We start from the raw sequence: 18,845 nt of genomic DNA on the forward strand, positions 1-18,845 counted from the left end.
GTCTTACCCGTACGGACTGACACTCCATGCCGTGCGCACCGGTTCCCTCCGCTATGGGCGAACAACCTTGCGTCTGCCCGGGCCCCTGCGAGCCCTCTGATCGGAGACTCTCTGCAATCGATTGAACACTCAGCGTAACCTGCAAGGGTCTTCGGCGGTTGCACTTGGCATGGCTGGCGCAGTCCCCGTGCTTCCTCCCCCTCGTCGTCCACTCGATGCGCACGATCCCTCCGGTCCGCACGACCCGTACGATCCGGCCGGTCCGGGCGACCCCGGGGCCCGGATCCGGCACTGGTACGAGAACGAACTGGGGTGGCCGACAGTGCCCGGTGAGCCGGTTCGGCTCGTCACCGGGCTGCGCTTCGACGTGCTGGACGTGCCGGCCGGGGCGGGCGCCGTGGCGCTGCGGCGCCTGGGGCCGGACTCTCCCGTGGCCCTTCAGGGCGACCGGATGCGGCTGCTGGTGGCCGCGGGCAGCGCGGAGGAGCTTCCGGGGCTGCTGGACTGGCTGGAGTGGGGCACGCTGGCCCTCGATCTCGTCGCGTTGGGCGCGGGCGGGCGCATGGACGCGCCACCGCCTCCCGAGCGGGCCTTCACCGGCTCTCGACCGATTCCCCCGGGCCGCTCCGGTGCCGATCGCGCCCTGCGCACCCCTGGTCCCATGGAGGGGGCCGCCGTGTGGCTGCGGCCCCCCGAGCCGGGGCGCGGGGCCGAGGCTTCGCTGCCGACTCTGTCGGCCATGGGGGGCGTGGGGGGCGCCCCCGATCTCGTACGACTCGTGGACACGGTGGCGACGCAGTGCCACCGGATCCGGCTGCGGCGCGTATGCGCCGGGCCGTCGGTTTCTCAGCCGTTGGCCTTCTCGTAGGCCTCGCGGATGGACGCGGGAACACGGCCGCGGTCATTGACCTCGTAACCGTTCTCCTTCGCCCAGGCGCGGATCTGCGCGGTGTCCTGGCTGCCACCGGAAGCGACACGGGCCTTTCCGCGCCCACCCGAAGCACGGCCACCGGTACGACGACCGCCCTTCACATAGGGCTCAAGAAGGCCACGCAGCTTGTCCGCATTGGCAGTCGTGAGGTCGATCTCGTACGTCTTGCCGTCCAGCGCGAACGTCACGGTCTCGTCCGCCTCGCCGCCGTCGAGGTCGTCGACAAGAAGGACCTGAACCTTCTGTGCCACCGGATTTCCTTTCATCGATAACTTCAAGGGCCGGGGGTCTGCGGCGTCCGCCGTTTCGCCGCCCCCTGTTATATGCAGTACTGCAGTACGTCGGAAAGCAAACCGCTTTTGCTGGAAAAACACAAACCCCTGGGAGAGACTCAGGGGCTGCCCCTACCCCGGAAACATGCGCGTTTCGGACATAGGGAACCTGGGCATGGCCGGAGGGCCGGAATACCGACCAAGCGCGGCGATCACAGATGCAGAAGCATCCGGCTGTTGCCCAAGGTGTTCGGTTTCACTCGTTCGAGACCGAGGAACTCCGCGACACCCTCGTCATAGGAACGCAACAGCTCCGTGTAGACATCGGTGTCGACCGGCGTCTCGCCGATCTCCACGAAGCCGTGCTTCCCGAAGAAGTCGACTTCGAAGGTCAGACAGAAAACGCGGCGAACGCCGAGCCAGCGCGCGGTGTGCAGCAACTTCTCCAGCAACTGATGGCCGACACCGGCGCCCTTCAGGCCCGGCTTCACCGCGAGAGTGCGGACTTCCGCGAGGTCTTCCCACATCACGTGCAGTGCGCCGCAGCCGACCACCTCGGCGTTGTCGTCCCGTTCCGCGACCCAGAACTCCTGGATGTCCTCGTAAAGCGTGACGGTCGCTTTGTCGAGCAGGATGCGGTCACGGACGTACACGTCGAGGAGGCGGCGTACGGCCGGCACATCGCTGGTCCGGGCCCGCCGGACCGTGATGGCTTTAGCGGTGACTTCGGGACGCTCTGCTGACATGAGCGGACGCTATCGCCCGCCGCCGTCCTGAGGGGAGCCGGGGTTCTCGTCGCCGGTATCGGTGGAGGTATCCATGGTTTCCGGGCCCTGGACGATCCGCACCGCGTCCCTGAGGGCCTGTCGCTGTTCGTCGCTCATCATCCCGAAGAAGGCGACGAGAGCGGCGGCCGGGTTGTCGCTCTGCGACCAGGCGTCGTTCATCAGGGCGGCTGCGTACGCGGCTCGTGTGGAGACGGCCTCATATCGATAGGCCCGGCCTTCCGCCTCGCGGCGCACCCAGCCCTTCTGATGGAGATTGTCCAAAACGGTCATCACCGTGGTGTACGCGATGGACCGTTCCTGCTGAAGGTCTTCAAGGACTTCTCGAACGGTCACCGGGCGGTTCCACTTCCACACCCGCGTCATGACCGCGTCTTCGAGTTCTCCCAATGGGCGAGGCACAGCTCAGAACAATAGTGGGAGATCCCGACAATGGCGTGCCGGACGTGCACTTTCGGCGACAAACACGAACAAAAGGGGCGCACGACTCGAAGTGCGCATGCCGGGAGTCGTACGCCCTGGCTCCGGGCGTCGTCGAACGCCCGTCGGTGACCGTCAGGCGTCGGTGCCGGCGGAGGCCTTCGCACCCTCCGCGCGCGCGATGGCGTCGACGACGGCGTCCTCCTTGGCCTTGGCGGCCCCGCCCTGGGTCTTCACGATCACACGGACCAGACCGATGAAGAACACGGCCATGACGACCGGGGGCACGAGCGCGGAGACGTAGTCCATGCGTCCAGGGTAGCCACGGGGGGACGATCGGCCGGGTTGGGGTGGACCCATCCCTGTTTCGGCAGGTCGCCCCGCCCCTTCGCCCTGCCCCTCCGCCGCGCCCTTCAGCCCGCCGCGAGCCGGTGCCGCGGTGGATCGGCGGGCGGCTGGGACGGCTTCCGGCGCGGGAAGACCTCTCCCGGGGTCGGAATGGGCCGCGACGGCTTCGGGGCGGCGGGCTCTTCGGGCTCGGGCCCCGGACGCTCCGCGGGGCGCTCGGCGGGCTTTTCCGCGGGCTTCTTGCCCTGCTCCTCGCTCGCGCCCCCGGGAAGGGCCATCAGCCGTGTACGGCCCTGTGCGGGCGTACGGCAGGCGGGCACGCTCGGAAGCCCGGCCCCTCGGCCCGCGCCGCGCACAGGCCCCTCACAGCGCTCCAGGAGGGCCGCGGCGGCCGGATTCCCGCTCAGCGCACGCAGTGCGGCGAGGTCGTCCCCGACGGGCCGGTACCCGGTCTCCAGCGCCTCCTCCAGAAGCGTGAAGTACCCGGTGGCGGTCCCGGGCAGGGCGGCGCGGTACCGGGCGAGGTCGGCCACCAGGAAGGCGCGCAGCCGGGCGCCTTCCCGCATCGCCTCGTCGAGCGAATCGGCGAGGCTCAGACAGTCCTGCACGTCCTCTGCCGAGGTGGGACCGGGGTGAAGGGCGAGGGCGAGAGCGCGGCGGAGCACACGCAGCTCCGCCACACCGAACACCATGCCGCCGCGGGATCCGTATGGCGTGGGCATGCACCGAAGATACGCACTAATCAGACAAACCCGACACAGAAGAGCGGGCGTGGCGCCCACAAGCCACCCGGCTGGCCGGTGCCACGACCTGCCGGTCCGACCCGGACGTCCGCACGGACGCCGTCGCGGCAGGAGCAGGGCCCGCGGAGAGGCACCCGCCCGACGCGCGCAAGGCACGGGCACGAGACCGCGCCGAACAGACCGCGCCCGCGTCGGCGCCTGCCGGCACAAAGGCCCGGCACCGCAGTGGGCCGGTGCCCGGCTCACATCCGCGAGACGTTCCGCTCGTACACCAGGCGCAGCCCGATCAGGGTCAGCCACGGCTCGTGTTCGTCGATGACGGACGACTCTCCGAGGACCATCGGCGCCAGGCCGCCGGTCGCGATCACCGTCACGTCCTCTGGCTCGCCGGCCAGCTCCCGGGACATCCGGCTCACCACGCCGTCGACCTGCCCGGCGAACCCGTAGACGATGCCCGCCTGCATGGCCTCGACCGTGTTCTTGCCGATCACGCTCCGGGGCCGGGCGACCTCGATCTTGCGCAGCTGCGCGCCCCTGACGCCGAGCGCCTCGACGGAGATCTCGATGCCGGGCGCGATGACACCGCCGACGTACTCCCCGCGCGCGGACACCGCGTCGAACGTCGTCGCCGTACCGAAGTCCACGACGATCGCCGGGCCCCCGTACAGCTCGACGGCCGCCACCGCGTTGATGATGCGGTCCGCGCCGACTTCCTTGGGGTTGTCGGTGAGGATCGGCACGCCGGTCTTCACGCCGGGCTCCACCAGCACCGCGGGCACGTCGCCGTAGTAGCGCCGGGTCACCTCGCGCAGCTCGTGCAGCACCGACGGCACGGTCGCGCAGATCGCGATGCCGTCGATGCCGTCCCCGAGGTCGTCGCCGAGGAGCGGGTGCATGCCCATCAGGCCCTGCAGCAGCACCGCCATCTCGTCCGCCGTGCGGCGCGGGTCCGTGGAGATCCGCCAGTGCTCGACGATGTCGTCGCCGTCGAACAGGCCGAGAACGGTCTGGGTGTTGCCCACGTCGATCGTGAGGAGCATGGCCGTTACTCCGCCTCGCGCAGGTCCAGGCCGATGTCCAGGATCGGCGAGGAGTGGGTCAGGGCCCCGACGGCCAGGTAGTCCACGCCGGTGTCCGCGTACGCCTTGGCGTTCTCCAGCGTGAGCCGGCCCGAGGCCTCCAGCATCGCCCGGCCGTCGACGATCGCCACCGCCTCCTCGCACTCCAGGGGCGTGAAGTTGTCGAGCAGGATCAGGTCGGCGCCCGCGTCGACGACCTCGCGCAGCTGGTGCAGGGTGTCGACCTCGACCTCGATCGGCACGTCCGGGAAGGCCGCGCGCACGGCCTCGAAGGCCTGGCGGACGCCGCCCGCGGCGACCACGTGGTTGTCCTTCACCAGGGCCGCGTCGGACAGCGACATGCGGTGGTTGACGCCGCCGCCGCAGCGCACCGCGAACTTCTCCAGCGACCTGAGGCCCGGCGTCGTCTTACGGGTGTCGCGCACCCGGGCCTTCGTGCCCTCAAGGACGTCCGCCCACGCGCGCGTGGCACTCGCGATGCCCGACAGACGGCACAGCAGGTTGAGCGCGCTGCGCTCACCGGTCAGCAGGTCACGGGTGCGCGTGGTGACCGACAGGAGCTTCTGCCCGGCCTCCACCCGGTCGCCGTCCTCGACGTGCCGCTCGACCTCGAACTCGTCCGTGCAGACCACGGAGAGCACGGCCTCGGCGACCCGCAGGCCGGCCACCACGCCCGCCTCGCGCGCGGTGAAGTCGCCGGTGGCCACGGAGTCCTCGGGGATGGTCGCGACGGTCGTCACGTCCACGCCGTGGGCGAGGTCCTCCTGGATGGCCACGTTGGCGATGTCCTCGACCTCCACCGGGTCGAGTCCGGCGTCGGCCAGGAGCTGCGCGAGCGCGGGGTCGAGCCCGCACTCCAGGTACGCGTCGTCTTCTTCGGCACCCTCGGCGCCGCAGGCGCAGCCGTCGCCGCAGCCGCCGGCGGGGGCGAGGGGAAGGTCGTCGGTGCTCACTTCTGTCACTGCTCCTGGGGACGCGGGTGGTGCTGGGTAGGGGGGAAGTCTGCGGTGTCGGTGGTGCGTGCGGCCAACGTGCGGTCCGGATTCAGCCGTACGACGATGTGGCGCCGCCAGCCGGCGTCGTCGCGGTCGGCGCGGTCCTCGCGCCAGTGGCAGCCGCGGGTCTCCTCACGCAGCCGCGCGGCGGCGACCAGGACGCGGGCCACGCACATGAGGTTGGTGGCCTCCCAGGTGTCGACGCCCGGCTCGGCGGTCTTGCCGTTCTCGTCGAGGGCGTCGCGGGCCTCGGTGTGCAGCTGCTGGAGCTGGTCGGCGGCCTTGGCGAGGGACTCGTCCGAGCGCAGGACGCCCGCGCCCTCGGTCATGATCCGCTGGATCGCGAACCGGGCCTCGGAGGCGAGGAGCGGGTGGGCGGGGGTCTCGGGGTGCTCGACCGGCTCGGGCACGCGCGCGTGCAGCCCGTTGCCCGCGTGGCTCGCCGCGATGTCGGCGGCGATCCGCTCGGCGTAGACGAGCCCTTCCAGGAGGGAGTTGGAGGCGAGCCGGTTCGCGCCGTGCACACCGGTGCAGGCGACCTCGCCGCACGCGTACAGGCCCGGGACGGTCGTGCGGCCCCGGGCGTCGGTGCGCACGCCGCCGGAGGCGTAGTGGGCGGCCGGGGCGATCGGGATGGGCTCGGTGACCGGGTCGATGCCGTTGGCGCGGCAGGCGGCCAGGATCGTCGGGAAGCGGTGCTCCCACATGTCGGTGCCGAAGTGCCGGGCGTCGAGGAACATGTGCTCGGCGTCGTGCTCCTGCATGCGCCGCATGATGCCCTTGGCGACGATGTCCCGGGGCGCGAGCTCGGCCAGTTCGTGCCGGCCGACCATGAAGCGCACTCCGTCGGCGTCGACCAGGTGGGCGCCCTCGCCGCGCACCGCCTCGGAGACCAGCGGCTGCTGGCCCTCCGCGTCGGGGCCGAGGAACAGCACGGTCGGGTGGAACTGCACGAACTCCAGGTCGGAGACCTCCGCGCCGGCGCGGAGCGCGAGGGCCACGCCGTCGCCCGTGGACACGGACGGGTTGGTGGTCGCCGAGAAGACCTGTCCCATGCCGCCGGTCGCGAGGACCACGGCGGGGGCGTGCACGGCGCCCACGCCGTCGTGCTGGCCCTCACCCATGACGTGCAGGCTGACGCCCGCGGTACGGCCGTCCGCGTCCGTCAGAAGGTCCAGGACCAGCGCGTTCTCGATCGTACGGAGGCCACGCGCGCGTACGGCCTCGACGAGGGCGCGGGAGATCTCCGCGCCGGTGGCGTCGCCGCCGGCGTGTGCGATACGGCGGCGGTGGTGGCCGCCCTCGCGGGTGAGTTCCAGCCTTCCTTCGGAGGACTCGTCGAAGTGCGCGCCGGTGTCGATGAGCCGCCGTACCGCGTCGGGCCCCTCCGTGACGAGGATCCGTACGGCGTCCTCGTCGCACAGGCCCGCGCCCGCGACCAGGGTGTCGTCCAGGTGCTGTTCGGGGGTGTCACCCTCGCCGAGGGCCGCGGCGATGCCGCCCTGCGCCCAGCGCGTGGAGCCGTCGTCGAGCCGCGCCTTGGTGACCACGACGGTCTTCAGGCCGGCGGCCTCGCAGCGCAGGGCCGCGGTGAGGCCGGCGACCCCGGAGCCGACGACCACCACGTCCGCGGAGATGGACCACCCGGGGGCGGGCGCGTGCAGTCGTATGCCTGTGCTGGTCACGAGGCGGCTCCGAAGGTTCCGAAGGTGAGGGGGAGGTTGTCGATCAGCCGGGTCGTCCCGACCCGGGCGGCGACGGCGAGGACGGCTTCGCCGGTGAAGTCGTCACCGATGTCGGTGAAGTCGGACGGGTCGACCAGGGCGAGGTAGTCCAGTTCGAGCGGCGGGTCGAGGCGGGCGGCCTCGTCCAGGACCAGGCGGGCGGCGGCCCGGACGGCCGCGGCGGCCCCGGGCACGGCCTTGGCGACGGCGTGCGCGTCGGCGGCCGCGCGGGACTCCCCTATGGCGCTGAGCGCCTCGGCACGCGCGCGCGTGGAGGGCACTTCGAGGGCCCGCGCGCGCAGCGCCTCCTGCGCGGCGTGCCGGTCACGGCCGGCGAACAGGGCCTGGGACAGGGCGAGGGCCGTGTGCCGCTCCTGGGGCGAGAGATACCGGTTGCGGCTCGACAGGGCGAGGCCGTCCTCCTCGCGCACGGTCGGTACGGCGACGATCTCGACGCCGAAGTTCAGGTCCCGCACCATGCGGCGGATCAGGGCCAGCTGCTGGGCGTCCTTCTGGCCGAAGAGGGCCACGTCGGGGCGGGTGAGGTGGAGCAGCTTGGCGACCACGGTGAGCATGCCGTCGAAGTGCCCGGGCCGCGAGGAGCCCTCCAGGCGCTCGCCCATGGGGCCCGCGGTGATGCGTACCTGGGGTTCGCCGCCGGGGTAGACCTCGTCTGCGGAGGGGGCGAACACGGCGTCCGCGCCCGACTGTTCGGCGGTCTTCAGGTCGGCTTCCAGGGTGCGCGGGTAGCGGTCGAGGTCCTCTCCCGCGCCGAACTGCAGCGGGTTGACGAAGACGGTGACGACGACCTCGCCGTCCGGCCCGGCGATCTCGCGCGCGCTGCGGATGAGCGTGGCGTGACCCTCGTGCAGGGCCCCCATGGTCATCACCACGGCACGGCGACCGCGTCGCACACGCGCGTGCAACTCGTCGGCGGTGCTCAGCAGGGCGGTGGTCATCGGAAGTCTCCGTTCCGGGGCACGCGCGTCGTCGGGCGGCCCTCCCTCGCGGTAGGGGACCCGGCCCGGCTCATCGGGCGTCCCCCTCGGTCCGGCCGGCGAGCACCCCGAGGAGGTCCTCCGCGAGTTCCGGCTTCAGCAGCCCGTGCGCGAGCGCGCGGTCGGCGGTCGCGCGGGCCATCGCCAGGTAACCCGCGACGGTCTGCGGGGAGTGCCTGCGCAGCTCGGCGACATGTGCGGCGACCGTGCCGGCGTCGCCGCGCGCGACCGGCCCGGTCAGCGCCGCGTCGCCGGAGCGCAGGGCGTTGTCCAGGGCGGCGCCGAGCAGCGGGCCGAGCATCCGGTCCGGAGCCTCGACGCCGGCGGTGCGCAGCAGCTCCATGGACTGGGCGACCAGGGTCACCAGGTGGTTGGAGCCGAGGGCGAGGGCCGCGTGGTAGAGCGGGCGGTTCTCCTCGGCGATCCACTCGGGCTCGCCACCCATCTCGATGACGAGGGCCTCGGCGGCCAGCCTCAGTTCCTCGGGGGCGGTGACGCCGAAGGAGCATCCGGCGAGCCGCTGGACGTCCAGCGGGGTGCCGGTGAAGGTCATCGCGGGGTGCAGGGCCAGCGGCAGCGCGCCCGCGCGCAGAGCGGGGTCCAGGACCTTCGCGCCGTACCGCCCGGAGGTGTGCACGAGCAGCTGGCCGGGCCGTACCGCGCCGGTCTCGGCGAGGCCCGCCGCCAGGCCGGGCAGGGTGTCGTCGGGGACCGTGAGCAGCACCAGGTCGGCGCGCTGGAGCACCTCGGCGGGCGGGACGACCGGGACGTCGGGGAGCATCAGTGCGGCACGGCGGCGGGAGGCGTCGGAGACCGCCGAGACGGCCACCGGGCGGTGCCCGGCGAGCTGGAGGGACGCGGCCAGCGCGGGGCCCACGCGGCCGGCGCCGACGACGCCGACGGTGAGCCGCGCGGGTCGGTCCTTGAGGTCTGGCTGCTGGTCTGTACTCACGCGACGGTGGCCTTCCCGTTCCAGTCCGCTCTGGGTACCGGACGATTTCTCGTCATGTTAACGCTATCGGCTCGAGGGCCGATCGCGTTGTCCACAGGCTGTGGGTTTCCACACGTCCGCGCGCCGGGCCCGGGCGGCACCTCACCCGGCGTAAATCCGGCTGCCCGCGCGGAAGCCGACAGGGCATGATCCGGCGCATGACTGATACGGGAGAGCAGGGCGAAGAGCGCTCGGCACAGGAGCGGTTGCGGGAGCGGCGGATGACCGCCCACCGGAAGGCCGAGCGCGTCCTGTCGCGCGCGGGCTGGCGGGGCACGATCCGCGAACGGCTCGCGCTGCTGCAGGAGACGGCGCCCGAGGTGTACGACCTGGACGAACCGGCGGACGTGTACGGCGACCGGATCGTCGCGTCCCTGGAGGAACGGGTCGCCGCGCTGCTGGGCACGGAGGCGGCCGCGTTCTTCCCGACCGGCACGATGGCCCAGCAGGTGGCCCTGCGCTGCTGGGCGGGCCGCACCGGCAACCCCACGGTGGCCCTGCATGCGCTGGCCCACCCCGAAGTGCACGAGCGGAATGCGTTCAGCCAGGTCAGCGGGTTGCGCCCGGTCCGTGTGACCGATGCGCCCCGGCTCCCCACCGCCGAGGAGATACGCGACTTCCCGGAGCCCTTCGGGACGCTGATGCTGGAACTGCCCCTCAGGGACGCCGGTTTCGTGCTTCCTTCGTGGGGGGAGCTCACCGAGGTCGTGGCGGCCGCCCGTGAGCGCGACGCGGTGGTGCACTTCGACGGCGCGCGCCTGTGGGAGGCCACCGTCCACTTCGACCGCTCCCTGGATGAGATCGCGGGCCTCACGGACAGCGTCTACGTCTCGTTCTACAAGTCCCTCGACGGCTTCGGCGGAGCCGCGCTCGCCGGTCCGAAGACACTGGTGGAGGAGGCGAAGACCTGGCGGCACCGGTACGGCGGCATGATCTTCCAGCAGTTCCCCACGGTGCTGTCGGCGTTCGCCGGACTGGAGCGGGAGCTGCCCCGGCTGCCGGACTATGTGCGCCACGCGCGCGTGGTGGCCGCCGCGCTGCGCGAGGGGTTCACGGAGGCCGGGGCGCCGTGGGCGCGGGTGAACCCCGAGGAGCCGCACACCCACGAGTTCCAGGTGTGGCTGCCGTACGACCCCGAGGTGGTGGCGGAGGCGGCGGTGCGCCAGGCCGAGGAGACCGGGACGCTCCTGTTCTGCAACGGCTGGCAGCCGGGCGGCCCCGGCCTGGCCGTCACCGAGGTCACGGTTCGCTCCGCGGGCCTGGAGTGGACGGCGGCCGACGTACGGGCAGCCGTCGCGGACTTCGTGACCAGGCTGTCGGAGAAGGCCTAGCCACAGGGAGCGCGGGCGAAGCCACCGGCCAGGCCGCGCCGCTCGGGGCGGGAAGTCCCCGATTGACGGCCGCCGTCAATCGGGGACGGGCTTGTCAGTGGCGGCGTGCACCATGGGGGCATGAGCGTGCGCATCGACATCGCGGGGCTGCGGCCGGAGAGGGTCGCCGTCGTGCCCTCGCCCCTGGCCGAGCTCGGCATGGCGCTGCACGCGCTGTCCGAGCCGGGGCACCACCCGGGGCTGCAGGGCTGGGTCACGAGCGTGACCGCCCGGCTCGACTCGCATCTGGCCGACCGGATGTGCGAGGCCGACTTCCTGTGGCGGACGACGTTCTCCGATCTGTTCCTGCCGTTCGCGGGCATCCCGGGCGGGTCCGAGCTCCCGGGCGCCACGCTCGCCGAGGAGCTCGACCTGCTGGACAAGCTGACCGACGAGCAGTTCGTGGACGCGGCGCTGGAGTTCACCTGCGCGCTTCCCTACGGCCTGCCGGGCCCCGGCCCGCTCGCCGACGCCGAGCTGCGCCGACGCGCCGTGGAGCTGGCCGCCGCACGGGGGCCGCAGCAGATGCGCTTCGCCGAGCGGCTGCTGGCCGACCCGCCCCGGATCCGGGGCTGGCTACGGCAGTTCCTGGAGGACTGCGACGAGGCGTTCTTCGCAGAGACCTGGTCCCGGCTGCGCCACCAGCTCACGGCGGACGCCCGGCACAAGACGGAGCTGCTGCGCCGCAAGGGCCTGGCGGAGGCGCTGGCGTCGGTGTCCCCGGTCGTGACCCTGGACGAGGCGGAAGGCCGGATCACGGTCGACAAGCTGGGCGAGGGGCGTACGGCCACGGCGGACGGCGGCCTCCTGCTCGTACCGACGAGCCTGGGCTGGCCCCACCTGATGGTGCTGCACCGGTACGCGTGGCAGCCGGTCCTGCACTACCCGGTCGGCTCCCCCGAACTCGCCGCCCCGCCCTCCGTCGAGCAGCTCACCCTGCGGATGACCGCCCTGTCCCACCCCGTCCGCATGCGCATCTGCCGCAATCTCGCCCGCAGCGCGTACACCACGAGCGAGCTGGCCCAGGTCCATGGCGTGACCGCCCCCGAGATATCCCGGCACCTGAGCGTCCTCAAGAAGGCGGGCCTGATCACGACCCGGCGCCGCGGGCGGTACGTCCTGCACCAGCTGGACGTGTCGGTGGTGGCGCGGCTCGGCAGCGACTTCCTGGAAGGGATCCTCAGATAGCCGGGCAGCCGGTCAGTCGAAGCGGATGTGCTTCACACCGACCCCGGCCTGCCTGAGCCGGGTCCGCAGCGCTCCCTCGGTGTTGGGCCTGAGGGTCAGCCCGGCCAGGACAGCGATCCGGTCCGCGGTCTTGGGCACGGTCGAGTGGTCGGTCCACAGGTGCTCGGCGAACTCCGGCTCGCGCAGCCGCTCCAGGCAGTGGTCGAGCTGCCGCACGGCCCAGCTCTCCCGGCGCAGACCGGCGTTCTTCCCGGCGACATGGCGCAGGAGGTGCCCGAAGCCGCGCTCGCGCAGCCGCCTCAGGACCGTCTCGCGCTGGGCGAGGAGCGTGAAGTGGCGTACGTCGTGGCCGAGTTCGCGCAGCCGGCCGACCGTCTCCTCGAAACAGCCGGGGTCGGTGACCGTCATGGGGGCGATCACCGCGCCGTCGCGCTTGGCGAGGGCGAGGTCGAGGACCTCGACGACGCCCTGCCGCCAGGAGGTCAAGTCCCGGAAGTCTCCGCGCAGTTCGGGCGGGAGCGTGCGGTGCAGGCCGAAGCCGGCGTGCTCCGGATCGCAGATCACGCTGCCCGGAAGCCGACGCTGGATCTCGTGTGCGGTCTGTGTCTTGCCGCCCCCGAAGGGGCCGTTGATCCACAGGAGCATGCGCAGACCCTAGTGCGCGCCGGGCACGCGGGAGTCACCTTTCCGGGAGTCGTCCAGGAGTCACCGCCCATGGACTCAACCGTGCCCGCCGGCCCGTACCAGCCCCGTCTCGTACGCCAGGACCACCACCTGCACCCGGTCCCGCAGCCCCAGCTTGGTCAGGATGCGGCCCACGTGGGTCTTCACCGTCGCTTCGGACAGCACCAGCCGGGCCGCGATCTCGCCGTTCGACAGACCCTGCGCCACCAGCACCATGACCTCGCGCTCACGGTCGGTGAGCCGCTCCAGGTCCTTGTGCCGGGGTTCCCGGCCGGTGGCGGGCAGCATCGGGGCGAAGCGGTCGAGCAGGCGGCGGGTGGTGGAGGGGGCGACGACGGCGTCGCCGCTGTGCACGGCGCGGATCGCGGTCAGCAGTTCACCGGGCGGCACGTCCTTGAGCATGAAGCCGGAGGCGCCCGCCTTCAGCCCGGAGAAGGCGTACTCGTCGAGGTCGAAGGTGGTCAGGATCAGCACCTTCGGCGGGTCGGGCTCGCAGCAGACGCGGCGGGTGGTCTCCACGCCGTCCAGCTTCGGCATGCGGACGTCCATCAGCACCACGTCGACGGGGGTGGAGCGCAGCACCTGCAGGGCCTCGACGCCGTCGCCCGCCTCCGCGACGACCTCCATGTCCGGCTGGGCGGCGAGCACCATCCGGAAACCGGTGCGCAGCAGCACCTGGTCGTCGACGAGCATCACGCGGATCGTCATCGGGGCCTCTTCCGTTTCCGTCTTTCCGACTGCTTGCCGGTCTGTCTGTGGGTCTGCTTGTGGGTCTGCTTGTGGGTCTGCTTTGTGCGTCTGCGTGGGCGTGACAGGCGTCAACAGGGGGTGGTGCTCTGCTGCGTCAGTGCGCCGGCTTGAGCGGGAGCAGGACGCTGATACGGAAGCCTCCCCCGGGACGCGGTCCCGCGTCGAGGGTGCCGCCCACCATGCCGACCCGCTCGCGCATGCCGATCAGGCCGTGGCCCTGGCCGTCGGCACCGCCCTCCTCGTACAGCTCGTGCGGGGCGCCCTTGCCGTCGTCCTCGACGAGCAGGCCCAGTCCGTCGTCGAAGTAGACCAGGCGCACACTGGCACCCGCGTTCGGCCCGCCGTGCTTGCGGGTGTTGGTCAGCGCCTCCTGCACGATGCGGTACGCCGTGAGCTCGACGCCGCTGGGCAGCGGGCGCGGGGTGCCCTCGACCTTGAAGTCGACGGGCAGGCCGGAGCTGCGGCACTGCTCCACGAGGTCGTCGATCTGCTCGACGTCGGGCTGCGGGACGTACTCACCGACCTCCTGGTGCTCACCGGTGCGCAGGACGCCCAGCAGGCGGCGCATCTCGGCGAGGGCCTGGCGGCCGGTGGAGGAGATCGTCTCCAGGGCCTTCTTCGCCTGGTCGGGCGCGGCGTCGAGGACGTAGGCGGCGCCATCGGCCTGCACCACCATCACCGACACGTTGTGCGCGACCACGTCGTGCAGCTCGCGCGCGATCCGGGCGCGCTCGGCGGCGACCGCGACCTTGGCCTGTGCCTCGCGCTCCTTCTCCAGCCGGGCGGCGCGCTCCTCCAGCTGCTCGAAGTAGGCACGGCGGGTGCGCATCGAGTCGCCCAGCACCCAGGCGAGGGCGAACGGCACCGTCTGGAACACCGCTATCGCGACCTTGCTCAGGAGGCTCGCCTCCGCGGCGGGCCAGCGGATCTGTGCCAGGGGGGCCGCGCACAGGCTGATGGTCAGGGCGAAGCGGGAGGCCCAGCGCGCCCCGACGGTGGCCACCGTGTAAGTGATCACCAGCATGGCGAAGTCGGCGACGGTCGTCTCGATGTCCAGGACCAGCTGCGCCAGTCCGGTGGCGGCGGCCAGGAGCAGCATCGGCTCCGGGAAGCGGCGGCGCAGCGCGACGACGACGCACAGCACGGCGGACGCCGCGAGTCCCGCGGCTACCGATCCATGGTGGTCCGGGGCCCCGTTGACGCTGGTCACGCTCACGCCGGAGATCCCGAAGAGGACGACGGCCCAGAAGGTGTCGACCCACGTCGGGTGCCTGCGGAGGAAGTCATAGAGGCGCTGCACGTAACCCAGAGTAGGGAAGCGAGATGTGTGCAGGGGTCAACCGGAGGACCGATCCGGGCCCGACGCGCATACTCCGCAAGGTGGAGGCAGTGATCATCTGTGCGCCTAGTCTGTTCCGGTGACCGACGAAACGGCGGACGAAACGGCAGGCGGGGCTGCGGGCGCCTGGCGTGGCTGGCGGGCCGCGGCCGAGACGGCCCTGTACGGGCCCGCCGGCTTCTACCGGCGCCCCGAGGGCCCGGCCGGGCACTTCCGTACGTCGGTGCACGCCTCGCCGCTGTTCGCCGAGGCCGTGGCGGGGCTGCTGTGCCGGGTCGACGAGGCGCTGGGGCGGCCCGGAACGCTGGACTTCGTCGACATGGGTGCCGGGCGGGGCGAGCTGGTCTCGGGCGTGCTCGCCGCGCTGCCCGACGGCGTATCCGCCCGCGCGCGCGGATACGCCGTCGAGGTCGCCGACCGCCCCGAAGGCCTCGACCGGCGGATCATCTGGCTGAGCGAACCCCCGGAGGGGATCACCGGGCTGCTCTTCGCCAATGAGTGGCTGGACAACGTGCCCGTGGAGGTCGCGGAGGTGGACTCCACGGGCGTCCCGCGCCTGGTGCTCGTACGGGAGGACGGGGCCGAGCGGCTTGGGGAGCCCCTGGCGGAGGCGGAGGCTCAGTGGCTCGCGCGATGGTGGCCGCTGTCGGCCGAGGAGGGGCTGCGCGCGGAGATCGGGCTTCCCCGGGACACCGCCTGGGCGTCGGCCCTCTCGCGTGTCGCGCGGGGGCTCGCGGTGGCGGTGGACTACGCGCACACGGTGGACGCACGCCCCCCGTTCGGGACGCTCACCGGCTTCCGGGAGGGGCGAGAGACGGCGCCCGTGCCGGACGGGACGTGCGACATCACGGCACATGTGGCGCTGGATGCCTGCGCCGCGCTCCACACGGCGCGCGCGCTCCCCGGCGCGCGCCTGCTCACGCAACGCGAGGCATTGCACACCCTGGGCATCGCAGGCGCACGCCCCCCGCTCGCGCTGGCCTCCACCGACCCCGCGGCCTACGTGCGCGCCCTCGCGAGCGCCGGCGAGGCCGCCGAGCTCACCGCGCCGGGCGGACTCGGCGACTTCGGCTGGCTGCTCCAGCCGGTTGGAATTCCGGACGCACCGCTCTAGGGCGGGCCGCACCGCTCTGGGGCGGCCCGCGCGGCGGACGCCGTGCTTGCCGGCGGACTACTTGTCGATGTCCCCGACCACGAAGAACATCGACCCCAGGATCGCCACCATGTCGGCGACCAGCGTTCCCGGCAGCAGCTCGGTCAGGGCCTGGATGTTGTTGTACGAGGCCGAGCGCAGCTTCAGCCGGTACGGGGTCTTCTCACCCTTGCTGACCAGGTAGTAGCCGTTGATGCCGAGCGGGTTCTCGGTCCAGGCGTAGGTATGGCCCTCGGGCGCCTTCAGGACCTTCGGGAGCCGCTGGTTGATCGGGCCGGGCGGCAGCTCGGTGAGCCGGTCGAGGCAGGCGTCGGCCAGGTCCAGGGCGTTGTGGGTCTGCGCCAGGAGGCACTCGAAGCGGGCCAGGCAGTCGCCCTCGCTCCGGGTCACCACCTCCAGGGTGTCCTGGAGCTCTCCGTACGCGAGGTAGGGCTCGTCGCGCCGCAGGTCGAAGTCGACGCCCGAGGCACGCGCGATGGGGCCGCTCACGCCGTACGCGTGCACGATCTCCGACGTGAGCTCACCCACGCCCCTCGTACGCCCCCGGAAGATCTCGTTGCCGAGCACCAGGTCGTCGAAGACGTCCATGCGCGAGCGCACGGCGGCGACGGCCGCACGCGCGCGTGCGGCCCATCCGGCCGGCAGGTCCTCCTTCAGACCGCCGACGCGGTTGAACATGTAGTGCATGCGTCCGCCGGAGACCTCCTCCATGACGTTCTGGAGGACCTCGCGCTCCCGGAACGCGTAGAAGACCGGGGTGATGCCGCCCAGCTCCAGCGGATAGGACCCGAGGAACATCAGGTGGTTCAGCACCCGGTTCAGCTCTGCCAGCAGCGTGCGCGTCCACACCGCGCGCTCGGGCACCTCCATGCCGAGCATCCGCTCCACCGCGAGCACCACGCCCAGCTCGTTCGAGAACGCCGAGAGCCAGTCGTGGCGGTTGGCGAGCATCACGATCTGCCGGTAGTCGCGGGCTTCGAAGAGCTTCTCCGCGCCCCGGTGCATATAGCCGATGACCGGCTCCGCGTGCACGATGCGCTCGCCGTCCAGCACGAGCCGCAGCCGCAGCACTCCGTGCGTGGAGGGGTGCTGCGGACCGATGTTCAGCACCATGTCGGTGCTCTCCGCGGCGCCGCCGATCCCGACCGTGGTCTCCGTCGTAGGAGTCATGGACACAGTCTCCCCTACGTAGGCTTGCCACATGGAGACGGGGAGCCCGGAAAATGCCGAGGCGACGGGGGCGGAGCCGGTCTGGACCGGGCTGCCGCCGGGCCTGCTGCGCATGCGGCGACTGCTGCTGGCGGTGTGGCTGGGGCCGACGGCCCTGGTCGTCGGGCTGCTGCTCGGCGTGCTCGCGGGGCCGGGGTGGGCCGGGTTCGCGCTGCTGCCGCTGGCCCTGCTGGTGTGGGGCTGGGTGCTCCTCGGTCGCAACTGGCGCTCCTGGCGCTACGCCGAGCGTGCCGACGACCTGCTGATCAGCCGCGGAGTGCTGTGGCGCGAGGAGACCGTCGTGCCGTACGGGCGGATGCAGCTCGTGGAGGTGAGATCCGGCCCCGTCGAGCGGCACTTCGGGCTGGCCTCCGTGCAGCTGCACACCGCGGCCGCGGCCACCGACGCGACGATCCCCGGCCTCGACCCGGCCGAGGCGGAGCGGCTGCGCGACCGGCTCACCGAGCTGGGCGAGGCCCGATCGGCGGGCCTGTGACGACGCCCGGTCTCGACGAGGTACGACAGGGGCCGGCAGTGACCGAGCGGCGGCTGCACCCCGTGACGCCGTTCCGGCGCGCGTGGGCGCCGGTCGCCGTGACAGCCGGGTGGGCGGTGCACGACCCGAACCAGGCCCAGGAGCAGCTGACGAGGCTGACCACGACCATGCTGCTGGCCGGGCTCGCCGTTCTGGTCCCGGTGGCCGCCCTCTACGGCTTCATGTCCTGGTGGTTCACCCACTTCTCGGTGACCGACAACGAACTGCGCATCCGTACCGGCCTGTTGTTCCGGCGCACCGCACACATCCGGCTGGAGCGGATCCAGGCCGTCGACGTGACTCAGCCGCTCCTCGCGCGCGTGGCGGGTGTGGCGAAGCTCAGGATCGACGTCGTCGGGGCGGACAAGAAGGACGAACTGGCCTTTCTGGGCGAGGACGAGGCCCGCGCGCTGCGCGCGGAGCTGCTCGCGCGTGCGGCCGGTTTCGCGCCCGAGACGGCGCACGAGGTCGGCGAGGCGCCGACGCGCGAGCTGATGCGGCTGCCCGCGCGAGAGCTCGCGATCTCGCTGGTGCTGACGGGCGCGACCTGGGGCTCCCTGGCCGCGGCGCTCGTCGTACCGCCTGTGCTGTGGCTGGCCACCCACAGCGTGGTGACGGTCCTCGCCACCGGCCTGCCGCTGCTCGGCGCGGCGGGCGCGAGCAGCGTAGGACGGTTCGTCGCCGAGTTCGACTGGACGGTGGGCGAGTCCCCGGACGGGCTGCGCATCGACCACGGGCTGCTCGACCGCACGCACGAGACGGTGCCGCCGGGGCGGGTGCAGACCGTACGGATCGTCGAGCCGCTGCTGTGGCGGCGGCGCGGCTGGGTGCGGGTGGAACTGGACGTGGCCGGGTCCTCGAACTCCGTCCTCGTGCCGGTCGCCCCGCGCGCGGTGGCCGAGTCGGTCGTCGCGCGCGTGCTGCCCGGGGTGACGGTGCCACCGCTCCGCTCCCTCGTCCGGCCACCGGGGCGGGCCGGACGGTGCGTGCCCCTGTGGTGGCGCGGTTACGGCATCACGGTCACGGACGCCGTCTTCGCCGCACGGCACGGCCTGCTCCGTCGGCGCCTGTCCCTGGTCCCGCACGCCAAGGTCCAGAGCGTACGGCTCACCCAGGGCCCCTGGGAACGCCTCTGGCGGCTTGCCGACGTCCACGTGGACACGGGAGCCAACAAGACGGTGACAGCCCGCCTGAGGGATGCCCGGCAAGCGGCAGTCCTGCTCCAGAGCCAGGCAGAGAGATCCCGAACGGGCCGCCGGGACGCCCGCCCGGACAGATGGATGACCTGAGCAACCCGCCGACGGCCCCGGCGAATGCCTTCAACCGGGCCG

General features: G+C 72.3%; 20 protein-coding genes. 6 read left to right on the forward strand and 14 right to left on the reverse strand.

Features of this window, described 5'->3' with window-relative positions; translation table 11 throughout:
• The first annotated feature begins 169 nt into the window (after nt 1-169).
• Nucleotides 170-868: an SCO3374 family protein gene (locus Q8A52_RS44260; protein WP_316763263.1), complete on the forward strand. Its 699-nt coding sequence runs from the start codon at nt 170-172 to the stop codon at nt 866-868.
• Here Q8A52_RS44260 and Q8A52_RS44265 read toward each other — a convergent pair.
• The 10 genes from Q8A52_RS44265 to Q8A52_RS44310 form a co-directional block, all read right to left on the reverse strand.
• Entirely contained in the window at nt 847-1,182 is a 336-nt protein-coding gene (locus Q8A52_RS44265) for a histone-like nucleoid-structuring protein Lsr2 (protein ID WP_010986119.1), read from the reverse strand. The two genes, Q8A52_RS44260 and Q8A52_RS44265, sit on opposite strands and share 22 nt — an antisense overlap.
• Nucleotides 1,183-1,415: 233 nt before the next feature.
• Nucleotides 1,416-1,949: an amino-acid N-acetyltransferase gene (locus tag Q8A52_RS44270; protein WP_316763268.1), complete on the reverse strand. Its 534-nt coding sequence runs from the start codon at nt 1,947-1,949 to the stop codon at nt 1,416-1,418.
• 9 nt (nt 1,950-1,958) lie between these two features.
• Nucleotides 1,959-2,354 carry a BlaI/MecI/CopY family transcriptional regulator gene (locus tag Q8A52_RS44275; RefSeq protein ID WP_408649359.1) on the reverse strand — a complete coding sequence of 132 codons (396 nt, stop codon included), beginning with the start codon at nt 2,352-2,354 and terminating at the stop codon, nt 1,959-1,961.
• 189 nt (nt 2,355-2,543) lie between these two features.
• Complete coding sequence (locus Q8A52_RS44280; RefSeq protein ID WP_316763273.1) at nt 2,544-2,717, reverse strand: hypothetical protein; 174 nt, start codon at nt 2,715-2,717, stop codon at nt 2,544-2,546.
• 104 nt (nt 2,718-2,821) lie between these two features.
• Complete coding sequence (locus Q8A52_RS44285; protein WP_316763378.1) at nt 2,822-3,448, reverse strand: hypothetical protein; 627 nt, start codon at nt 3,446-3,448, stop codon at nt 2,822-2,824.
• Nucleotides 3,449-3,741: 293 nt separating this feature from the next.
• Entirely contained in the window at nt 3,742-4,539 is a 798-nt protein-coding gene (locus tag Q8A52_RS44290; protein WP_316763276.1) for a type III pantothenate kinase, read from the reverse strand.
• Between the two features lie 5 nt (nt 4,540-4,544).
• Nucleotides 4,545-5,531 (reverse strand): carboxylating nicotinate-nucleotide diphosphorylase, encoded by a 987-nt coding sequence (gene nadC / locus Q8A52_RS44295; RefSeq protein ID WP_316763279.1) that lies wholly within the window; start codon nt 5,529-5,531, stop codon nt 4,545-4,547.
• Between the two features lie 5 nt (nt 5,532-5,536).
• The gene (locus tag Q8A52_RS44300) at nt 5,537-7,258 is read right to left on the reverse strand and encodes an L-aspartate oxidase (protein ID WP_316763282.1); all 1,722 of its coding nucleotides are present in this window, start codon (nt 7,256-7,258) and stop codon (nt 5,537-5,539) included.
• A complete protein-coding gene (gene panC, locus Q8A52_RS44305) occupies nt 7,255-8,256 on the reverse strand; it encodes a pantoate--beta-alanine ligase (RefSeq protein ID WP_316763284.1) in 1,002 nt (333 codons plus the stop codon). The genes Q8A52_RS44300 and panC overlap by 4 nt, the downstream gene beginning before the upstream one ends.
• A gap of 70 nt (nt 8,257-8,326) precedes the next feature.
• A complete protein-coding gene (locus Q8A52_RS44310; RefSeq protein WP_316763287.1) occupies nt 8,327-9,247 on the reverse strand; it encodes a Rossmann-like and DUF2520 domain-containing protein in 921 nt (306 codons plus the stop codon).
• Nucleotides 9,248-9,444: 197 nt separating this feature from the next.
• Here Q8A52_RS44310 and Q8A52_RS44315 point away from each other — a divergent pair, with 197 nt between their 5' ends.
• Nucleotides 9,445-10,617, forward strand: coding sequence for a threonine aldolase family protein (locus Q8A52_RS44315; protein ID WP_316763290.1), 1,173 nt, complete (start codon nt 9,445-9,447; stop codon nt 10,615-10,617).
• Between the two features lie 120 nt (nt 10,618-10,737).
• Nucleotides 10,738-11,844: a DUF5937 family protein gene (locus tag Q8A52_RS44320; RefSeq protein ID WP_316763293.1), complete on the forward strand. Its 1,107-nt coding sequence runs from the start codon at nt 10,738-10,740 to the stop codon at nt 11,842-11,844.
• A 12-nt stretch (nt 11,845-11,856) separates the two neighbouring features.
• On the opposite strand, the gene Q8A52_RS44325 is transcribed toward Q8A52_RS44320, so the two are convergent.
• The 3 genes from Q8A52_RS44325 to Q8A52_RS44335 form a co-directional block, all read right to left on the reverse strand.
• Nucleotides 11,857-12,489, reverse strand: coding sequence for an AAA family ATPase (locus Q8A52_RS44325; protein ID WP_316763296.1), 633 nt, complete (start codon nt 12,487-12,489; stop codon nt 11,857-11,859).
• A gap of 75 nt (nt 12,490-12,564) precedes the next feature.
• The gene (locus Q8A52_RS44330; protein WP_316763298.1) at nt 12,565-13,236 is read right to left on the reverse strand and encodes a response regulator transcription factor; all 672 of its coding nucleotides are present in this window, start codon (nt 13,234-13,236) and stop codon (nt 12,565-12,567) included.
• A 136-nt stretch (nt 13,237-13,372) separates the two neighbouring features.
• Nucleotides 13,373-14,578, reverse strand: a complete 1,206-nt coding sequence (locus Q8A52_RS44335) for a sensor histidine kinase (protein WP_316763301.1) — start codon at nt 14,576-14,578, stop codon at nt 13,373-13,375.
• Nucleotides 14,579-14,696: 118 nt separating this feature from the next.
• On the opposite strand from Q8A52_RS44335, the gene Q8A52_RS44340 reads away from it, so the two are divergent.
• Entirely contained in the window at nt 14,697-15,731 is a 1,035-nt protein-coding gene (locus Q8A52_RS44340) for an SAM-dependent methyltransferase (protein WP_316763302.1), read from the forward strand.
• A gap of 57 nt (nt 15,732-15,788) precedes the next feature.
• On the opposite strand, the gene Q8A52_RS44345 is transcribed toward Q8A52_RS44340, so the two are convergent.
• Complete coding sequence (locus Q8A52_RS44345) at nt 15,789-16,940, reverse strand: NADH-quinone oxidoreductase subunit D (RefSeq protein WP_316763306.1); 1,152 nt, start codon at nt 16,938-16,940, stop codon at nt 15,789-15,791.
• 31 nt (nt 16,941-16,971) lie between these two features.
• Between Q8A52_RS44345 and Q8A52_RS44350 the strand changes: the two genes are divergently transcribed.
• Entirely contained in the window at nt 16,972-17,475 is a 504-nt protein-coding gene (locus Q8A52_RS44350) for a PH domain-containing protein (RefSeq protein ID WP_316763309.1), read from the forward strand.
• On the forward strand, nt 17,472-18,803 hold the full coding sequence (locus Q8A52_RS44355) for a PH domain-containing protein (protein WP_316763312.1): 1,332 nt from the start codon (nt 17,472-17,474) through the stop codon (nt 18,801-18,803). Before Q8A52_RS44350 ends, Q8A52_RS44355 begins: the two co-directional genes overlap by 4 nt.
• The last annotated feature ends 42 nt before the right edge of the window (nt 18,804-18,845 follow it).

This window comes from Streptomyces herbicida, assembly GCF_032656585.1.
GTDB lineage: Bacteria > Actinomycetota > Actinomycetes > Streptomycetales > Streptomycetaceae > Streptomyces > Streptomyces herbicida.